Source organism: Candidatus Poribacteria bacterium (genome assembly GCA_021162805.1).
Classification (GTDB): domain Bacteria; phylum Poribacteria; class WGA-4E; order B28-G17; family B28-G17; genus JAGGXZ01.
Genome location: JAGGXZ010000063.1, coordinates 30,800 through 48,156, shown reverse-complemented (window position 1 = coordinate 48,156; position 17,357 = coordinate 30,800). Strand labels below are relative to the sequence as shown.

Genomic DNA, 17,357 nt, shown 5'->3' with positions numbered 1-17,357 from the left:
GCAGGAAAGCTATGCAAAGCGTTGAAAAAACCTTTTGGTAACATTATCATTTGATCTGCATTCTCCTTTCGGTAACATTATCATTTGACTTGACACGGCGTGCAATTGTATGGTTCTGTTCAAGGATGTTGAAAAAAAAGCTGATTCTCGATATAATTGCAGGGATAGTTAGATGAGGCAAGGAGCCCTCAGCAGTTGACCGAAAGTGTGTCGAAGAAGGAACGAGGAACTAGGATTTTTATCTCCTCGTTCCCGGTTCCTTTCTCCTCGTTCCTCCTCCGCACACAGGGCTTCTTAAGAACAGGTTAAGGTTTAGGTTGAGGTTAAGAAGAATCTCAACCTTAACCTTAGCCTTAACCTCTGTTGGTGGCCGCCTACGTGAACGATTCTCGCTTGGCGAGTAAGCATGACAGGGTGTCGCACCAGCCCTGTCTGGCAAAACCGTCGCATTGCCGAGGTGCACCTTAACCCCGAAAGGGAGAGGCAGGAATGCCAAAGTGCGGGCGAAAGATCTTTCGCCCGTACCTCAAGGGAAATAGGAGCGAACACAATTGATAGGCTTCGGCTCATAGAGCGGCCGGGAGCCCTGGTCTATCTGCCGCAATGGGATAGAAAGGAGGGAGGTTCCTCAACCGGCAGATAGGTCAGTTTGACACAGTTTGAGGAACCAGGAGAGGATGGGAAGGATAATTCGCCTGGGCTATGTTGGGGCCGGGTTTATGGCGCAGAAGGTGCACCTGCCGAATTTCACGAGCATCCCGGAATGTCAGGTCATCGCCCTCGCTGAGATGAGAGGTCGGCTGGCGGAGAAAGTGGCAGAGAGGTTCGGTATCCCTAAGGTTTACCGCCATCATACCGATCTGCTGAAGGACCCCGACGTGGATGCCATAGCCGTCTCGGCGCACTTTGCCGCTCAGGGGGAGATCGCACGCGACGCCCTGCTGGCCGGCAAACCGGTCTTTATGGAAAAGCCGATGGCCGTTAGCACGGAACAGGCCGAGCGCATCCTGGCGGCGCAGCGTGAATCGGGCGCGCCTCTCATGGTGGCCTACATGAAACGCTATGATGCCGGTTACGAGCTGGCGAAGGAGCTCGTAGGGAGGTTCCGGGAAAGCGGAGAGCTGGGACGGATCACCTTCATGCGTATACATTACTTCGGGGGCGATTGGACATGCGGTCTGGATACGCCTTTCATCTCGACGGATGAACCGCCGCCACCTCCACCATCCTTCAAACCATCATGGCTTCCTGAGGAGAGGACCGGACAGTTTGTTTCCTTCCTCCAACAGTATGTCCATGCCTTCAATTTCATGCGATGGTTTCTGGACGCCGGCGATAATGCGAAGGTGGTGAAGGTAGATCTGGACGATGACGGCTATACAGGGCTCATCGTGTTAAGGGTGGCCGGCGTGCGAGTGGTGTTGGAGACAGGCGGCATCGCTCACCATAGATGGGACGAACACACTCAGGTTTATTTCGAACGTGGATGGGTTCATACCTGGTCGCCGCCGCTTCTGCATCGCAATCAGCCCGCTGAGGTGGAGGTTTATATCGGGGGAGATCGACACGAGTATCGACGGCCCCTCCCTCAGGAGAGATGGTCGTGGTCTTATAAACGCGAGGCCGAACATTTCATCCGGTGCCTGCTGAAGGATGAACCCTTCCGTTCGCCCGGCCAGGACGCTTTGAACGATGTAAGGCTTTGCGAGGAGGTATACAGGGAATGGTTGCTTTGAACCACCCTCAGAATGTATAATCATTCATCATCCCAGCAGGGAGATGACGTTGTCGGCTTCGATGATGCTTCCTATCGGTTTGATACTGCTCGTGGCGGGGTTCATCCAGGGGTTGACAGGGTTCGGCTTTGGGATGGTCGCCATGAGCCTGATGCCGCTTCTGGTCGATGTCAAGTTCGCCAGCATACTTATAGCCCTGCTTTCTACGGTGAACAATTTCCTGGTTCTCTGGAGCGTCAGAAGATCGGTGAACCTGAGAAACGTCCTGTTTATATTTCTGGGTGGGGCGATGGGTATACCTATAGGAGTTTATCTGCTTAAAACGCTGGATGCAGCTCTCATAAAGAGGATACTTGGGACGGTCCTTGTGGTCTTCTCAGGGTATTCACTGGCCAGGAGAGGTGATCCGAAATTCAGAATAGGTGAGATCTGGGCCGTGCCCATGGGGATATGCAGTGGGGTGCTTAACGGTATCATCAACATGGGCGGGCCGCCGGTGATCATCTATACCTATCATAAGGGATGGGATAAAAGGGTTGTTAAGGCAACCATGGTTTTCTACTTCTGTGTGCTTTCAACCTACAAAATAGGTCTGTTTGTGGCGGCGAGGATGATCTCCAGGGAGATACTAAAGCTTTCGCTCATACTTATCCCTATTATGTTCCTCGGAACAGGGCTCGGGTTCCCGATCTTTGAAAGGATAAACAGGGAAGGGATGCGAAGGATCACCTTCACTCTGCTTCTCGTCCTCGGGGTGATCCTAATTTTAAGGACGTGAGTGAGGGGAAATCATTTTCCCCTAGATTATAGGCTCGTTATGGTGTAAAATATGTCTATGTCCGGGTCAAATCCGCAGATGTACCCGAAAGGGTAGAAGATGACACATCGCCCGATCAAAGCTCTTCTGGATAAGCTCTTAAAGCCCAACGGGGCGAAGAGGGTCTTCCTCTTCCTGATGGGAGATCTCATCGTATTTGCCGTCAGCTTTTATCTCTCCACGCTTGTAACGGGCTGGAGGCCGAATCGATACGGGGTGGCTCTGTTCTTCGCCTCCAGCTTGCCCATCAAAATCCTCTTCAACCATATCTTCAGGCTCTATAACGTGTACTGGAGGTTCGTGAGTATAGGGGAAGCAATAGGAACGATCAAAGCGACGACGATCGGTTCGCTCGCTCTTGCGGTTCTATCCTTCACCCTTAAATCCTTCCCGCCGCCTCGGATGATCTTCGCCGATTACCTGTTGACCATGTCCGGCGTCATGATGGTCAGGATGCTGAAGCGGTTTTATCTGCATATCTTCAGAAATCAGGATTTCTCCAGCTCCACCAGGGTGCTGCTCGTAGGAGGAGGAGAACTGGCGGAGGTGGTGGCGCGTAAGATCGCTAACGGAGTATTGAACCATTATGTGCCGGTGGGGATAATAGAGGATGATCCCTCCAAACGCGGCACCTATCTTCATGGGATCAGAGTCCTGGGAACGCGTGAGAGGATGGAACGCATTATAAAGGAGTATGAGGTAGATGAGATATTGATAACCAACCCGAACGTCGGTCCGGAGGTGATACACGATGTCATAGAGAGGGCCAGAAGCGTAGGACTCAAGAGGATAAAGATCCTGCCCGGCCTCAGGTATATAACTTCCGGCAAGCTCATTCCATCCGAGATAAGGGATATCCGGGTCGAGGATCTGTTGGGCAGGGAACCGGCCGAGGTCGATATGGCGCTTATAGAGAGGTTCGTTAAGGGGAAATCCATCATGGTGACCGGCTCGGCGGGGTCTATAGGATCGGAGCTATGTGAACAGCTCTCCCAGTTCGATCCCAAGGTGCTCATCCTATTGGAACAGGATGAGACCGAGCTTTATGCGCTCAGAGAGAACTTGGGCGCCAAACATCCGAACCTCGCCCTTCAGGCGATCGTCGGGGATATCAGGGACGAGGAGAAGATGCGTTACGTTATGAAGCGTTGGAGGCCGGACATTACCTTCCACGCCGCAGCCTATAAACACGTCCCCATCATGGAGGAAAACCCCTCTGAGGCGGTCAAGACCAACATCTTCGGCACCATGAACGTCGCTCAGGCTGCCCTGGAAGCCGGCGTGGGAAAGTTCGTGCTCATCTCGACGGATAAGGCGGTTAAACCCTCAAGCGTCATGGGAGCGACGAAACGAGTGGCCGAGATGCTCCTTAACCTCTACAATCACGGCAAGGGAAACACCAAGTTCATCGCCGTCCGGTTCGGAAACGTCCTGGGAAGCAGGGGGAGCGTCATACCGATATTCGAGGAGCAGATCCGCAGGGGTGGTCCCGTGACCGTCACACATCCGGATATGACCAGATACTTCATGACCATCCCTGAGGCCGTATCGCTCATCCTCCAGGCAGGTGCGATGGGACAGGGCGGCGAGATCTTCATCCTCGATATGGGCTCGCCGATGAGGATACTGGATCTGGCCCGCGAGATGATAAGACTCTCCGGATACGAGCCCGAAAAGGATATCCCGATCATCTTCACGGGGATCAGGCCGGGCGAGAAACTGCATGAGGAGCTGGTCACGGCCGAGGAGGGAAGCTGCATGACCAGGCATGAGAGGATATTCGTCGCCAGGATGAACTCAGATTTCGATCCGGATACCTTCTTCAGAACGCTCGAGAAGCTCCGCAAGGCCTCCCAGACCGATAACGATGATGAGGTCATAGGATATCTGATGCAGCTCGTTCCATCATATCAGCCCGCCAGAGGAGAGAGATGATGATACTGAAACCCGAACGGCTCAGCGAGATATCCCAGGATAGAATGCGATCGATACTTCAGAGATCCATGGAGGATATCTCCGATATATTCGCCGAGGTCAAAGAGATCGTCGATCGAATTCGGGATGAAGGGGATGTCCCTACGCTTGAGCGTTACAGAAAGTATAAACAGGACATAACACCCTCAGATCTGATCGTCACTCGAGATGAGATCGAGAGGGGATATGAGAGGATCAGCCCCAAGGTGGTGGATCACCTCAAAAGGGCCGCCGTCAACATCGAGAGGTTCCATAGATCTCAGCTTGAGCGTGAGATGTGGGCGGTGGAGGTTTCAAAAGGGGTAATAGCGGGCAGGCTGTATCGGGCACTCGAGGCCGTCGGGGCATATGTCCCTGGAAGACAGGCCGCATATCCATCGAGCGTGCTTATGAACCTCATCCCTGCTAAGGTCGCCGGAGTTGAGAGGATCGTCATCTGTACCCCTCCGGGGGAGGGGATGTCCGTCAATCCCGCCATACTTGTAGCGGCGGATATCGTCGGGGCAGACCATGTTTTCAAGATAGGCGGGCCGTGGGCCATAGGGAGCATGGCACACGGCACGGAGACCGTCCCAAAGGTGGATAAGATCGTCGGCCCGGGCGGCAAATACGTCACCGCGGCCAAGATGGCTGTGTTCGGCTTGGTCGATATAGATTCGCCCGCCGGACCGAGCGAGGTGCTTATCCTGGCCGATCAGGCCGCCGATCCGAACCTGGTCGCCGTGGACATGCTCTCTCAGGCGGAGCACGACGCCGATGCCGCCGCTGTGTTGATCACAACCTCCGAGGATCTGGCCGGAGAGGTGTGTCGAATCATAGACGAAAGGCTCCGCTCGGCCGCCAGAGGGGAGATAATCCTGGAGGCGCTGAGGAGAAACTCGGCCGTGTTGATAGCGGACGATATGGATGAGGCGATCCGTTTCACCAACCAGTATGCGGCCGAACATCTGGAGATACTCACCGAGGATCCGTTGGGGTTACTCCCCAGGATAAAGCATGCTGGATCGATTTTCTTGGGTAGGTACGCTCCTGTTCCCGTCGGCGATTACGCGTCGGGCACGAATCACGTCCTGCCGACAGGTCGGTGCGCGAGGATGTTCAGTGGGCTGTCGGTGGACGATTTCATCAAAAAGCCCACCTTCCAGTATCTGACGAGGGAGGGGCTTGAAGGGCTGAGCGAAACCGTCATCACCCTCGCCGAGGCCGAGGGGTTGCCGATGCACGCCGAGGCGATAAGGGAAAGATTAAGCTGAAGATAGCGATAATATACGGAGTGAAGCGGTCAAAATGGCAAACTGAACCCGGACAGGGTTTGTCATAATGACAGCTGATCCACAGGGGAAAGCGAACGAGACCGGTTCTCTCAGCATCGAGGAGATGGCACGCAAATTGCTCTGTAATATAGCGAGCGGATTGGCCCGAAAAAACCTCAGCTAAGGAGGTGATTGACATGGCCCTGATGAGATGGAGGCCGATGAGGGATCTTCTCTCCATTCAGGAGGAGGTTAACAGGCTTTTCGATGAGTTCTTCGGCAGGTTCCCGTCCAGGTTGGATGTCTTCGAGACGGGGTGGACTCCGAGCGTGGATATAAGGGAAACCAAAGACGATATAATCGTTGAAGCCGAACTTCCGGGGATCAAGCAGGATGATGTAAGCGTGTCTATAACCGACAATGTGCTGACCATAAAGGGCGAAAAGAAGCAGGAGAAAGAGGTTAAAGAGGAGCAGTACCACAGAATAGAGCGAAGCTACGGAGCGTTCCAGAGAAGCTTCACCCTGCCGACCGTCGTTCAGGCCGATAAGGCCAAAGCTACCTTCAAGGACGGTGTGCTGAGGGTGGTGATACCGAAGGCCGAAGAGGCTAAACCGAAGGAGATAAAGATAGAGGTCGGCGAGGGTGAGAGCTGATAACGCGGGAAAAACGGCGCACGCGAAAAGGGCGGCTGAAGCCGCCCTTTTTCTTTCATGTCATTGGATTTGCCTGGTAAAGCTCCCCTGTGAAATCCATATATCCTGCCCATGGAAGCGAACTTGATTTCGAGATAAGCTCATGATAGAATTAGATGTAGAAACATACCCAATGGTAACAAAGGAGGATGCCCATATGAAAAGAGTAGAATGGGTTTTAATTCTCACAGCCCTGGTGGTCGCCTTCAGTATCGCTATAGCAGGGGACCTTATTGAGGTCAAGAACCTCAAGGCGAAAAGTGGGAAACCCTATAAGGTCGCCGAGAAATCCCTTGATGTGGGAGATGTTTACTATATCGATAGGCAGTACACGATAGTTTCAATGCCCGATGAGCTTAAAGGTGGAACGTGGATAATGACCGCAAACGACGATAAGCATTCCAAAGGTGAGGACTTCCTGACGTTTGAAGTTACCCAACCCGTCACGGTCTATATACTCCATGATAGCAGAGGTGAAGAGGAGAAAGGAGGAACTCCACCGGAATGGCTTTCCAAGAACTTTAAGAAGGTAGAGGGTTGGAAAGTTGAAGTGACAGACGCCGGTATGGGATGGTTTAACGTCTGGAAGGCTGATTTTCCCAAAGGGGAGATAAAAATCGGCGGAAATGAGGACGCACCCGCCGCCGGGCATGGAAGCAACTACGTAGTTGTCCTGCTTCCGAGCAAGGGTGGAGCTCCCGTCGAATCCCACGGAAAGCTTCCCACAACCTGGGGTAAGATAAAAACAAAGTAGATAAATCTGAAGGGTGAGCCTTCGCTCACCCTTCCTCCTACCATAGAATATTGACTTTCCCACCGATTTCATGTATGCTCATAATTGCCCTCTTTGGTAAACTATCTACATACTGGGATTGGGAGGAAGGTTTGTCAAACTCGGTAAATTCAGCTTATCATTCCTGGAATGGTTTTTGCTAAATTTAGGGTAAGCTTCCCCTGAGCCATTTCCTCTGATGAAAGGCCAGGGGCGATCATCTCACCTGCCGGGGGAAAAGATGGGACTGTTGAGGGAAGAATTGATGTCCAAAAGGCCGGAGGAGATAAACTTCCTGTTTGAGATCGAACCGATTTTGCTTAGCAGAGATGAGGAGGGTGCATATCTGATTTTACCTCACCTTATGAGAGAGATACTTAATTATGACCTATGTGCAGTGTTCAGTTGGGACTCCGATGAGGGGGAATTAAGCCTGAAGACAATCGAAGGGGAGAAAGGCATTTGGCCGGCAAGACCGCTCTCAAATACAATTGCCGCCTCAACGCTTCGTTCTACAGAACCCGTTTACATACCGGATTTGACGGAATATAAGGGAGATCTGTATCCGTTTGATAAGGATATGAGGTCTCTCTTAGCCATATCGATGCGCTCCTATGGATATCCGGTCGGCGTGATCCAGATAGGATCGAAACGACCGAACGCCTATTCCAAAGAGGACCTGGAGCTGGCGAGGATATTCGGGATTAAGGCCGCCCATTCCATACTTCATCTCCGTCAGATTCCCGCTCCGTCTGATTATTTCGATCCTGTGACCAGAACCTATAGATATCCTGTCTTCCTGGATCATCTCCGCAAGGAGATAAACTTCTCGCGCCGAAATAAGATCCCCACCTCTCTTATCTACATCGATCTAGATGAATTCGATGACTTCAACAGACGTTACGGTTATAGGATCGGCGATCGGATCCTTCGTGAGATCGCCTCGAAGATCAAGGAGAGCATAAGGGCGGAAGATTCGATATGCAGATATGGAGGCGATGAGTTCCTGGTTCTGCTGACGAAGGCCGATAGAGAAGGAGCAATCAGAGTCGCTCAGAGGATCATGGATAGAATCGGAGATGATAACGACCACCCTTCCCTCACGATTGGAGTGGCAACCTGTCCCGATGATGTGGATCACCCGGAAGCGCTGGTGAACCTCGCTCAAAGGGCGATGGGAAGGGGGAAAGAAATGGGAGGCAATGCGATCCAAATCCCCTCCGAAACTGACCTGAAGGAGTTGGTTGATCTCTTCAACGTCAAACCGCCTCTAGGCTACAGCCGAACGAATGCCTGGGACTCACTAACGGACGAGTTCCTCTGGCTTGCTCTGACGATGTTGACTCAAGCCCTACATGTGGAGAGGGCATCTCTGATGATCCTCGATCCTAAGGAGGAGGTCCTTAAGTTCGAGGTGACGAAGAACCTTAATGAGTCGGTGAGAAGAAAGGTGAAGGTCAAGATAGGTGAAGGTATAGCGGGGAAGGCATTGATGGAAGGGAAAGTTATATGGGCTGATGACGCTCTGAAGAAGGGGATCTCCACTGGAAACGGAAGAGGATATCGGTCCAACTCCTTCATCTGCGCTCCGATCCTCAAGGGGGATCTTAAGATCGGAGTTATAAATCTCACCGATAGATCAGATGCTCAGCCGTTTAGCGAACATGAGGAAGAAATCGTGGAGGAGTTCGCCGCCGCCATCGCTGAGGTAATGACAGATATGCGGGTCAGATATGTGGAAGGTGTGGGGAAATTATGCGAAGTTCTGGAGAAACGATCTGCATTCCTAAACGGCTATTCCAAGAAGGTCTCAGAATACGCTCGTAAGATCGCCGAGAGGTTGAGCCTGCCCTCCGAGAAGATCGACTACTTAACGGAACTGGGTATGATCCGAGAGCTTGGCGAGATAGGTATGGATGAGATCGTATCCAAGCCGGGGCCGCTCGATGAATCAGATCGCAAAATCGTGGAGGAGAGGGCGAAGACCATCACCAGGATTTTCAACGGGGTGAGGTTCCTAAGGCCCTATGCTGAGCCGGTATCACATCATCATAACAGATTCGACTCAAACGGCATGTCGCTTGAGTCCAGGATAATCGCCGTGGCTGAAGCATACGCTGCAATGACATCTCCAAGGGGATATCGGCCGGCCATGAGACCGAATGAAGCTCTGAAACTGCTGCATCAGGAGGCAGGGGGCAGGTTTGATCCCCTCTTGGTTCGGACACTTAGCGAATCGATCGCCATCGTATAGGTTATTTCTTCTCTCGCTCCGGTTGCCAATCGAGCAAACTCCTGGCGAGGCTGAGGGCTTCAAGATACTCCGATCTCGTTATCCTTCTGTTTATCTCCGGATATAAGTTGGCCCTGAAGGTTGGACGGTATTGATCCATAACGTTAACATAGGAATGAGGGGAGATCTCGGAGGCGATGAACTTGAGAACCTTGTCTGTCCGAGCGACGTTATTGGGCATGACGAGATGTCTGATTATCAACCCTCTCCTGGCTATCCCGAACCCATCCACCTGTAGGTTCCCCACCTGTCTGTACATTTCCTTGATGGCCTCTTTCGCCCTGTCGAAGTAATCTTTAACGCCGGAATATCTCGCTCCGGAGGCGTTATCGCCGTATTTTAGATCCGGCATATAGATGTCCACCACCCCATCTAGTATCTTCAGCGCCTCAACGCTCTCATATCCCCCACAGTTGTAGACGATCGGCAGCTCCAATCCCTCCTTGGAGGCGAGATATATCGCTTCCAACAGCTGAGGCATGAAGTGGGTCGGAGTGACGAGGTTTATGTTGTGACATCCTCGTCTCTGAAGGGATAACATCATCTGAGCGATCGATTCGATAGAGCATCCATATCCCTCTCCGAGCCAGCTTATCTCATAGTTCTGGCAGAAGATGCATTTTAAGTTGCAGTTGGTGAGGAATATGGTTCCCGATCCACCTATACCGACCAGTTCCGGTTCCTCACCAAAATGCGGGCCGGCGCTTGAGACCTTGACCTGAAGGCCGGAACGACAAACTCCCACCTCGCCTTCCAGCCGGTTCACCCTGCATTCCCGCGGGCAAAGCCTGCATTCAGCGAGCATCTCCCTGGCCGTCTCAACCTTATCCCTGAACTCCTTATCGCTGAGTTTTCGATAGGCGGGAATAAACCTCATGTCTTTCACCTCTACCCCCTCGTTCCGATCGAGCGATCTGTCCCTAGGCCGCAGCTGATCGGCTAAGATCTCTATCAGCCTTATAAAATCGCCAGCTCCCCAAGCCGATCGAAGGCATATCTGAACATATCGGAAACTTTCTAAGGAGTAATCTCGGATTATAGTATAGCAGATGTTGATAATCAAGGTCAATACTAAGGAAATCCAGGGATCGGCGTTGACCATAGCTGAGATTTTGTGGTATTATTAAGAATTGAGAATCAACCTCCAACGGCTTGAGAGGGAACTCAAAATGGTAAAGGTGATCGCCAACGGCGCGGCCGGAAGGATGGGTCGGATGATCGTCTCCGGCGTGTACCGTGATCCTGAGATGGAACTTGTAGGCGCGACCGAATATCCGGGACACCCTGAAGTCGGTAGGGATGCCGGGGAGGTGGCCGGGGTCGGGAGCTTGGGAGTGAAGATATCGCCTGATACGGAGTTGGCGAAGCTATTTGAAGAGGCTGACGTGGCGATAGAGTTCACCACCCCTGAGGCCACGCTCAAACATCTCGAGGAGGCGGTTCGCGCCGGAAAGCCGATGGTCATAGCCACTACGGGATATACCCCACAACAGCGCGAAAGGCTTGAGGAGCTCGCATCGCAGATCCCCTGCGTCATAGCCCCGAACATGAGCGTCGGCGTTAACGTGCTTTTGAGGATGGTCTCCGAAGTTGCCAGGATATTGGGAGATGATTATGACGTCGAGATAGTGGAGATCCATCACAACAGAAAGAAGGATTCCCCCAGCGGCACCGCTCTCAGATTGGCTGAGGTGATAGCCAAGGCGCTGGCGAGGGATCTGGATGAGGTTGCCGTCTACGGCAGGAGAGGACTCGTCGGCGAAAGAAGCAGACGCGAGATAGGGATACACGCCGTCAGAGGCGGGGATGTGGTCGGTGATCACACGGTGCTGTTCGCCGGGGAGGGCGAACGGATCGAGATCATACATCGCGCTCATAGCCGCGAGGCCTTCGCGAAAGGGGCGCTCAGAGCCGCTAAATGGGTTGTCAACGCATCTAAAGGTATTCACGATATACAGGAGGTTCTCTTCGGGTGAGCATAAAGGATTACTATGAAATCCTAGGACTCTCACCCAAGGCGACTGATGAGGAGATAAAAGCCGCCTTCAGGCGGCTGGCGCTCAGATATCATCCGGATAAAAATCCCGGTGATAGATCGGCCGAGGAGAGGTTTCGCCTGATAAGCGAAGCGTATAGCGTGCTCGGGGACCCCCATAAAAGGGCGGAGTACGATAGAAAACGTTCGGAGCGTTCGGGACGAAGGGGGAGCAGGCGAAGGACGGAACGTCCACAACGACCGCATCACCATAGACCCCTCAGGGATCTGCTGGGTGGAATCACCATACGTGTTCCCAGAACAAGCTCGTCGGTGTTGGGGAGGCTATTTCTCTCATTCCTTAACACTATGAAGGGAAAAGCGCCCAAAGGCCAGTGGAACATAGGCGATATAACGGTCGAGCTCACCATCACTATGAGAGAGGCATCCAGAGGGACCAAGAAGGTGATCGAGATACGCAGGGAGGAGATATGTCCCTCATGTGGCGGTTCCGGCAGGGGAGCGGATAGCACACTGGAACCCTGTACCAGATGTGGGGGCACCGGAAATGTGTTCATGAAGAAGGGAAATTCGGTGGAGAGCAGCCCATGTCCTGTATGTGACGGGACGGGTTTCATTCTCACCCATCCATGCCCTACCTGTCGTGGACTGGGGACGATCGAGACGCCTCAGAGGTTATCGGTTAAAATACCGCCGGGCGTCAGGGATAAAACCAGGATAAGGATAAAAGGACAGGGCAGGCTCGATCCCAGGGGGAGAAGGGGGGATCTCTACGCGGTTATAAGGATTAAGGAGGATGAACCTCTTCGCAGGGAGGGAGATGATATCTACTGTGAACTCGACGTGAGCTTCGTCGATGCCGCTTTGGGGGCGACGGTGGAGGTTAAAACGCTGGACGGAAGGGCAAGGCTCAGGATACCGCCCGGAACCCAATCCGGATCGATCCTCAGAATGCGGGGACGGGGTTTCCCGAAACCGGATGGCTCTCGTGGGGATCAATACGTCAGGATCAACGTCGTCATACCCGAAAACCTCACGCCCGAACAGAGAAGGCTTCTGGAGCGATTTCGCTCCCTGAACTAGAGGGAGGTTGAAGATGACTTTCACGGCACAGGATTATATGGGCCTTGTAAAACTATTGGATGAACACCCTGAATGGAAAGCCGAACTCAGGCGGTTGCTTCTAACGGAGGAGTTGTTAAGCTTGCCCGAAACCGTTCGGCAACTATCCAGATCGATCGAACAATTGACGAAGGCTCAGCAGAGCTCGGAGGAACGTCTGAGACGGCTTGAGGAGACGGTCGAGAAACTGGCCGAGGCTCAGCGTAGAACGGAGGAGAGGTTAGGTCGGCTTGAGGAAACGATTGAGAAATTGACCGAAGCCCAGCGCAGAACAGAGGAGCAGATACGGTATCTGGCTGAGGATCAGGGGCGAATATGGGATAAGCTCAGCAAGGTTGACGGCCGAACTTTGGAACTGGAATACCGTGAAAAAGCGCCCGCATACTTCGGTCATGTCATGCGAAAGACCAGGGTGATATCCCGTGAGGATCTGGCGAATACGCTTGAGGGTAAACTGCCCGTTGAGGAGCTCAGAGATGTATTGTTCACCGATATGGTGGTAAGCGGTCAACCCCGCGACGTGGAAGGAGAGGAGATGATCTGGCTTGTCGTGGAGGTCTCATCGGTCGTCGATGAGAGAGATGTAATAAGGGCGAAGAGACGGGCCGAACTGTTAAAAAAGGCGGGTTATACCTCTGTTCCGGTTGTGGCTGGGGAGAGGATAACGATGGAGGCCGAAGCGGAGGTGAGAAGGCAAAAGGTCGTGATGTTGAGAGATGGGGTGGTTTCCCTATGGGATGAGGTTCTGGCGGAAGCTCGATCGAAATCGAGGCCTCAGTGAGGCTGTCGGCTGTGAGGAGCCAGATGTCGCTTCGTGCTTTGGTCTTAGGAATTTTGTTCGCTGTCCTGACCTGTTTTGTGGTCTCCTACGCCGAACTGGTGATCGCCTATATCCAGATCGGATTTCTCCAGCTTCCGCCCGCCGTGATCGGCCTCTTCTTCTTCATAATCGTCCTGAATCGCCTGGCAGGCAAGCTCAACCGTAGGTTGAGTTTATCCCAACAGGAGCTGATGGTCATATACTGCATGATGCTTCTCGCCTCGATGATCTCCTCAAGGGGGCTGATGGAGAAGCTCATCCCCGCACTGATCGCCGTTAATTACTATGCGAATGAATCCAACGAGTGGGCTGAGATCTTCTTCAAGAACATGAGGCCGCAGCTCGTCCCCTTTGACGTGACAAAGGGCGGATCACAGCCGATAGCGGTCTCATTCTACGAGAACATAGATCCCAATCAGCCCATCCCCTGGAGGGAGTGGATCCCGCCTCTTCTGACGTGGGGGGTGATGGTGGTTCTGATCTTCTTCGGCTTTCTATGCCTGGCCTCCATACTGAGGAGACAATGGGTGGATAATGAGAAGCTGACCTTCCCGCTTGTGCAGCTTCCCCTTGAGTTCGTCAGAGATTCCGAGACACACGGATTTTTCAGCAACAGGTTGATGTGGATCGGGGTCGCCATACCGGTTCTCATCTTCTCGCTGAACGGGTTACACAACATCCGCCCGGTTGTGCCTCACCTGAACCTGAACATATATCTGAACCGGTATTTTACCGAGAAGCCCTTCAACGCCATGTTCTACACGCCGGCGTTCATATCCTTCGCCGCCATAGGCTTCTTTTATCTTCTGCCGGTCCAACTGCTTTTCAGCCTGTGGTTTTTCTTCGTTATGACCAGGGTTCAGGACATCGTCGCCGCTGCGATGGGACAGAGGATAAGCAACATGCCGCTTTACCCGACGCGCAGCTACATAGGATATCAAGTGGCGGGGGCTTACTTCGTCCTGATAGCATATCTGATCTACGTCAGCCTTCCCCATCTCAGGGCGGTTTTGAAGAGCGCTTTCGCAGGGGGTAACGGTGAGGAGGATTCGAACGAACTACTGCCTTATAGGATGGCGGTATGGGGATTGATCCTCTCTTTTGGGCTGGCGGTCATATGGTGCTGGTGGGCCGGGCTGACGATGTGGTTTGCCCTTTTCGAACTGGCGATCTACATGTTCCTCGTCGCCATCGTCATGGCTCGGAGCGTAGCTGAGGGAGGGATGTTGATGACCGAAACGTCGTTCAGGCCCATTGATCTCTATGTCATGTTTCGCGACAAGGCGAGCCTCGGGGGGGACAGCGTGACATTCCTCTCCTTCTTCGATGCGATCTTCACCCGCGATCAGAGGGGACTGATATTGACGGGATTCCTCGACAGCCTGAAGTTCGCCGATGGTGTGAAGATAAAGCGCAGGGCGTTACTGCCCGTCTTCGGCGTGGCCATTTTGGTCGCGCTTGTAGCATCCGCGACGATACACCTATACCTTCCATATCGGCACGGTGCCAACTACATGTACAGCTACGTCTATAGGGGGAATCCGATCTGGGCGTTTCGGGATTACGCATCCGCTGCCGCCGGGATACACACGGGCGCCAACCCGAAGTATCTGATCCCCTTTTTCGCCGGCGTCGCCGTGACGGCCTTTCTGGCGATCATGAGGACGCTGTATTGGTGGTGGCCCTTTCATCCTCTCGGATACGCCCTCTCGGCCTCCTGGACGATGATCGTCTTCTGGTTTCCCGTTTTCGTCGCATGGCTGATCAAATATCCCGTTATGAGATACGGCGGAATGAGGCAATATCTGAAGCTGAAACCTTTCTTCTTGGGGATGATCTTCGGCGAGTTCAGCATGGCCGTTTTATGGACCGGTATAAGCTGGCTGACCGGAGCACCAGCTCCATTCTTCCCGTGGCCCTAAAGGGTCCCTGCTTCCTGGGCAAACGCCTTAATCCCGGCATATATCGCTTCGGCGATCAACCTCTGATATGATCGTGATCTAAGCTTTCTCTGCTCGTTTCGATTCGATAGAAAACCCATCTCAACTAGGATAGCGGGCATCTTGACGTCGGCCAGCACCTTTAAGGGTGCCTTCCTCACCTTTCTGTCGCCTGCCTTGAGAATCCGAACCAAGGCGCTCTGCACGGATCTGGCGGCAAGATCGTTATATGGGGCGCATGATCGGTGACGCAGATCGTTGAGTATGAACTTAAGCGGATCAACCTTCTCCTCGGCGTTTTCCCTCGCCGCCACCTGTTCGGCGAACTTATCGCTGGCTTCCAGGTCGAACACATAGGTTTCGATCCCCTCGCCCTTGCCATTTGGTGAGGAGTTGCAATGGAGGCTTATAAACAGCGTTCGATTGGCAGGAAATCTATTTGCTATCTCCGCTCGCTCGCTCAATGAAAGTTTCCTGTCATCCTCACGGGTCAGATACACCCGGTATATCCCCGCCTTCCGGATCACCTCTTTCAAAAGCAGGGCAACTTTCAGGTTGATCTCCTTCTCCATCACGCCCCATCTGTTGACACAGCCCGGATCCTTTCCGCCGTGGCCGGGATCGATCACGACATATCCAAGTTCGAACAGACCGTTTTCACCAGCGAAGGCGATGAGACAGAGACAGAGAATGAAGGCCGAAAGCGACAGAGTTAATTTCATCCTTCCACTCCGTGGCTCACGTTAGCGAATGAGGGATGACGGTAAAATAATAAGCTCATATCACGATCTTGTCAAGCCCTTGTGGTAATGGCACACCCGTTTACACTTTATCTTTGGCCAGCTCTTTGGTATAATATTTTAAAGTTGAGTATGCACCATTATAAGCCGGGGTGAGACGAGATGATAAACCTGGACCTGAAAAACGAGACCCTTCAGATTCTGAAGGATCTACAGGAGATAACGGTGGCGGCTATAGAGACGGGGAAAAACACGGCGATCGTGGGAATCAACTCCGCCGAAGAGGTGAAAGGGAGATTAAGGGATTTCGGACTTAACGCCCTGCGTGATACCCTTCAATCGATGGATTCACTCACGAGGATGACCGCACATATGATGAGGAAATCGATCAAGGATGGAATTATAGGTCTGGTTGAAACGGCAGAGGAGATAAACTCAGCCCTTAAAGGCAAAGGACCGGTGTCGCCGAAATAGATCGAGGAGATCAGGTAGATCCGATGAGAATAAGGGATAACAGGGACATATTTCCGCCGCTGCGACCGCCTAGATCTAAGCCTCCCTTTTACGGCCACTCCTCGGAGAGGTGGAGAGAGCTTGAGAGAAGGATCGAGCAGGCGCGTAGACGGGTGATAGAGCCGGTCAGGAGGAGGTTAAATCTACAGGTGGAGTATCACACGGAACCCGTCAGGCTCTGGTATAAGGGCGAGGTTCTGAGCGGCAAGCTGGTCACCGCCGACATGCTGATCGCCATATCAGAGGGATGGATCAGACGCCAGGCGGTGAACGCCGTCAGGGCCGAGGGGTTCAGGGCGATAGCTGCCAACTCACCCATGTCCGTGCTCGGGCACATGCAGATGACCAAGTTCCGGGGGGCGGTCATAGATATGGAGATGCCCGGATTTCCAGGATGGCGGTTGATAGGATGGATTCGGAGGCGCTTTCCCACGGTCAAGCTCATCATCGTCGGCCCGCAGCGTCCCGATTGGATCAGAACAGCCATACAGATGGGTTGTTTCAGCTATCTCTATAAGCCTCTCGATATGTCGAAGCTTATCACCTGCATGCGCAATATCCTGTATACCCGAAGGGAGGTCTGTCCCGTGGAACAAACGGGAATTGCATGTGATCGATCTTGCGTCCCGGAAGGGACGGATCTCCAGAGGTTTGGAAGGGAATTCACGTCGAGTCCGAGGTAGCAC

Annotated in this window: 15 protein-coding genes; 13 read left to right on the top strand and 2 right to left on the bottom strand. The window is 53.0% G+C overall.

Annotation, left to right across the window (positions count from 1 at the left end; translation table 11 throughout):
• The first annotated feature begins 677 nt into the window (after nt 1-677).
• The 7 genes from J7M22_05155 (at nt 678) to J7M22_05125 (ending at nt 9,501) form a co-directional block, all read left to right on the top strand.
• Nucleotides 678-1,736, top strand: a complete 1,059-nt coding sequence (locus J7M22_05155; protein MCD6505997.1) for a Gfo/Idh/MocA family oxidoreductase — start codon at nt 678-680, stop codon at nt 1,734-1,736.
• A 49-nt stretch (nt 1,737-1,785) separates the two neighbouring features.
• Nucleotides 1,786-2,514 carry a sulfite exporter TauE/SafE family protein gene (locus J7M22_05150; GenBank protein MCD6505996.1) on the top strand — a complete coding sequence of 243 codons (729 nt, stop codon included), beginning with the start codon at nt 1,786-1,788 and terminating at the stop codon, nt 2,512-2,514.
• A 99-nt stretch (nt 2,515-2,613) separates the two neighbouring features.
• On the top strand, nt 2,614-4,488 hold the full coding sequence (locus tag J7M22_05145; protein MCD6505995.1) for a polysaccharide biosynthesis protein: 1,875 nt from the start codon (nt 2,614-2,616) through the stop codon (nt 4,486-4,488).
• A complete protein-coding gene (hisD, locus tag J7M22_05140) occupies nt 4,488-5,780 on the top strand; it encodes a histidinol dehydrogenase (protein MCD6505994.1) in 1,293 nt (430 codons plus the stop codon). The genes J7M22_05145 and hisD overlap by 1 nt, the downstream gene beginning before the upstream one ends.
• A 197-nt stretch (nt 5,781-5,977) precedes the next feature.
• Nucleotides 5,978-6,436 carry an Hsp20/alpha crystallin family protein gene (locus J7M22_05135; GenBank protein ID MCD6505993.1) on the top strand — a complete coding sequence of 153 codons (459 nt, stop codon included), beginning with the start codon at nt 5,978-5,980 and terminating at the stop codon, nt 6,434-6,436.
• 142 nt (nt 6,437-6,578) lie between these two features.
• Entirely contained in the window at nt 6,579-7,229 is a 651-nt protein-coding gene (locus tag J7M22_05130) for a hypothetical protein (GenBank protein MCD6505992.1), read from the top strand.
• A 259-nt stretch (nt 7,230-7,488) separates the two neighbouring features.
• Complete coding sequence (locus tag J7M22_05125) at nt 7,489-9,501, top strand: diguanylate cyclase (protein MCD6505991.1); 2,013 nt, start codon at nt 7,489-7,491, stop codon at nt 9,499-9,501.
• A gap of 1 nt (nt 9,502) precedes the next feature.
• On the opposite strand, the gene J7M22_05120 is transcribed toward J7M22_05125, so the two are convergent.
• Nucleotides 9,503-10,417, bottom strand: a complete 915-nt coding sequence (locus J7M22_05120) for a radical SAM protein (GenBank protein MCD6505990.1) — start codon at nt 10,415-10,417, stop codon at nt 9,503-9,505.
• Between the two features lie 292 nt (nt 10,418-10,709).
• On the opposite strand from J7M22_05120, the gene J7M22_05115 reads away from it, so the two are divergent.
• From J7M22_05115 to J7M22_05100, 4 genes are read left to right on the top strand one after another with little or no spacing between them, the layout of a single operon-like run.
• Nucleotides 10,710-11,516, top strand: a complete 807-nt coding sequence (locus J7M22_05115; protein ID MCD6505989.1) for a 4-hydroxy-tetrahydrodipicolinate reductase — start codon at nt 10,710-10,712, stop codon at nt 11,514-11,516.
• The gene (locus tag J7M22_05110; GenBank protein ID MCD6505988.1) at nt 11,513-12,619 is read left to right on the top strand and encodes a DnaJ domain-containing protein; all 1,107 of its coding nucleotides are present in this window, start codon (nt 11,513-11,515) and stop codon (nt 12,617-12,619) included. Before J7M22_05115 ends, J7M22_05110 begins: the two co-directional genes overlap by 4 nt.
• A gap of 13 nt (nt 12,620-12,632) precedes the next feature.
• Complete coding sequence (locus tag J7M22_05105) at nt 12,633-13,439, top strand: hypothetical protein (protein ID MCD6505987.1); 807 nt, start codon at nt 12,633-12,635, stop codon at nt 13,437-13,439.
• Nucleotides 13,440-13,462: 23 nt separating this feature from the next.
• A complete protein-coding gene (locus J7M22_05100; GenBank protein ID MCD6505986.1) occupies nt 13,463-15,400 on the top strand; it encodes a hypothetical protein in 1,938 nt (645 codons plus the stop codon).
• Here J7M22_05100 and J7M22_05095 read toward each other — a convergent pair.
• Complete coding sequence (locus J7M22_05095) at nt 15,397-16,140, bottom strand: N-acetylmuramoyl-L-alanine amidase (protein ID MCD6505985.1); 744 nt, start codon at nt 16,138-16,140, stop codon at nt 15,397-15,399. The genes J7M22_05100 and J7M22_05095 overlap by 4 nt on opposite strands.
• Nucleotides 16,141-16,320: 180 nt before the next feature.
• Here J7M22_05095 and J7M22_05090 point away from each other — a divergent pair, with 180 nt between their 5' ends.
• Nucleotides 16,321-16,632 (top strand): hypothetical protein, encoded by a 312-nt coding sequence (locus J7M22_05090; protein MCD6505984.1) that lies wholly within the window; start codon nt 16,321-16,323, stop codon nt 16,630-16,632.
• A gap of 23 nt (nt 16,633-16,655) precedes the next feature.
• Entirely contained in the window at nt 16,656-17,354 is a 699-nt protein-coding gene (locus tag J7M22_05085; protein MCD6505983.1) for a response regulator, read from the top strand.
• Nucleotides 17,355-17,357 lie beyond the last annotated feature (3 nt).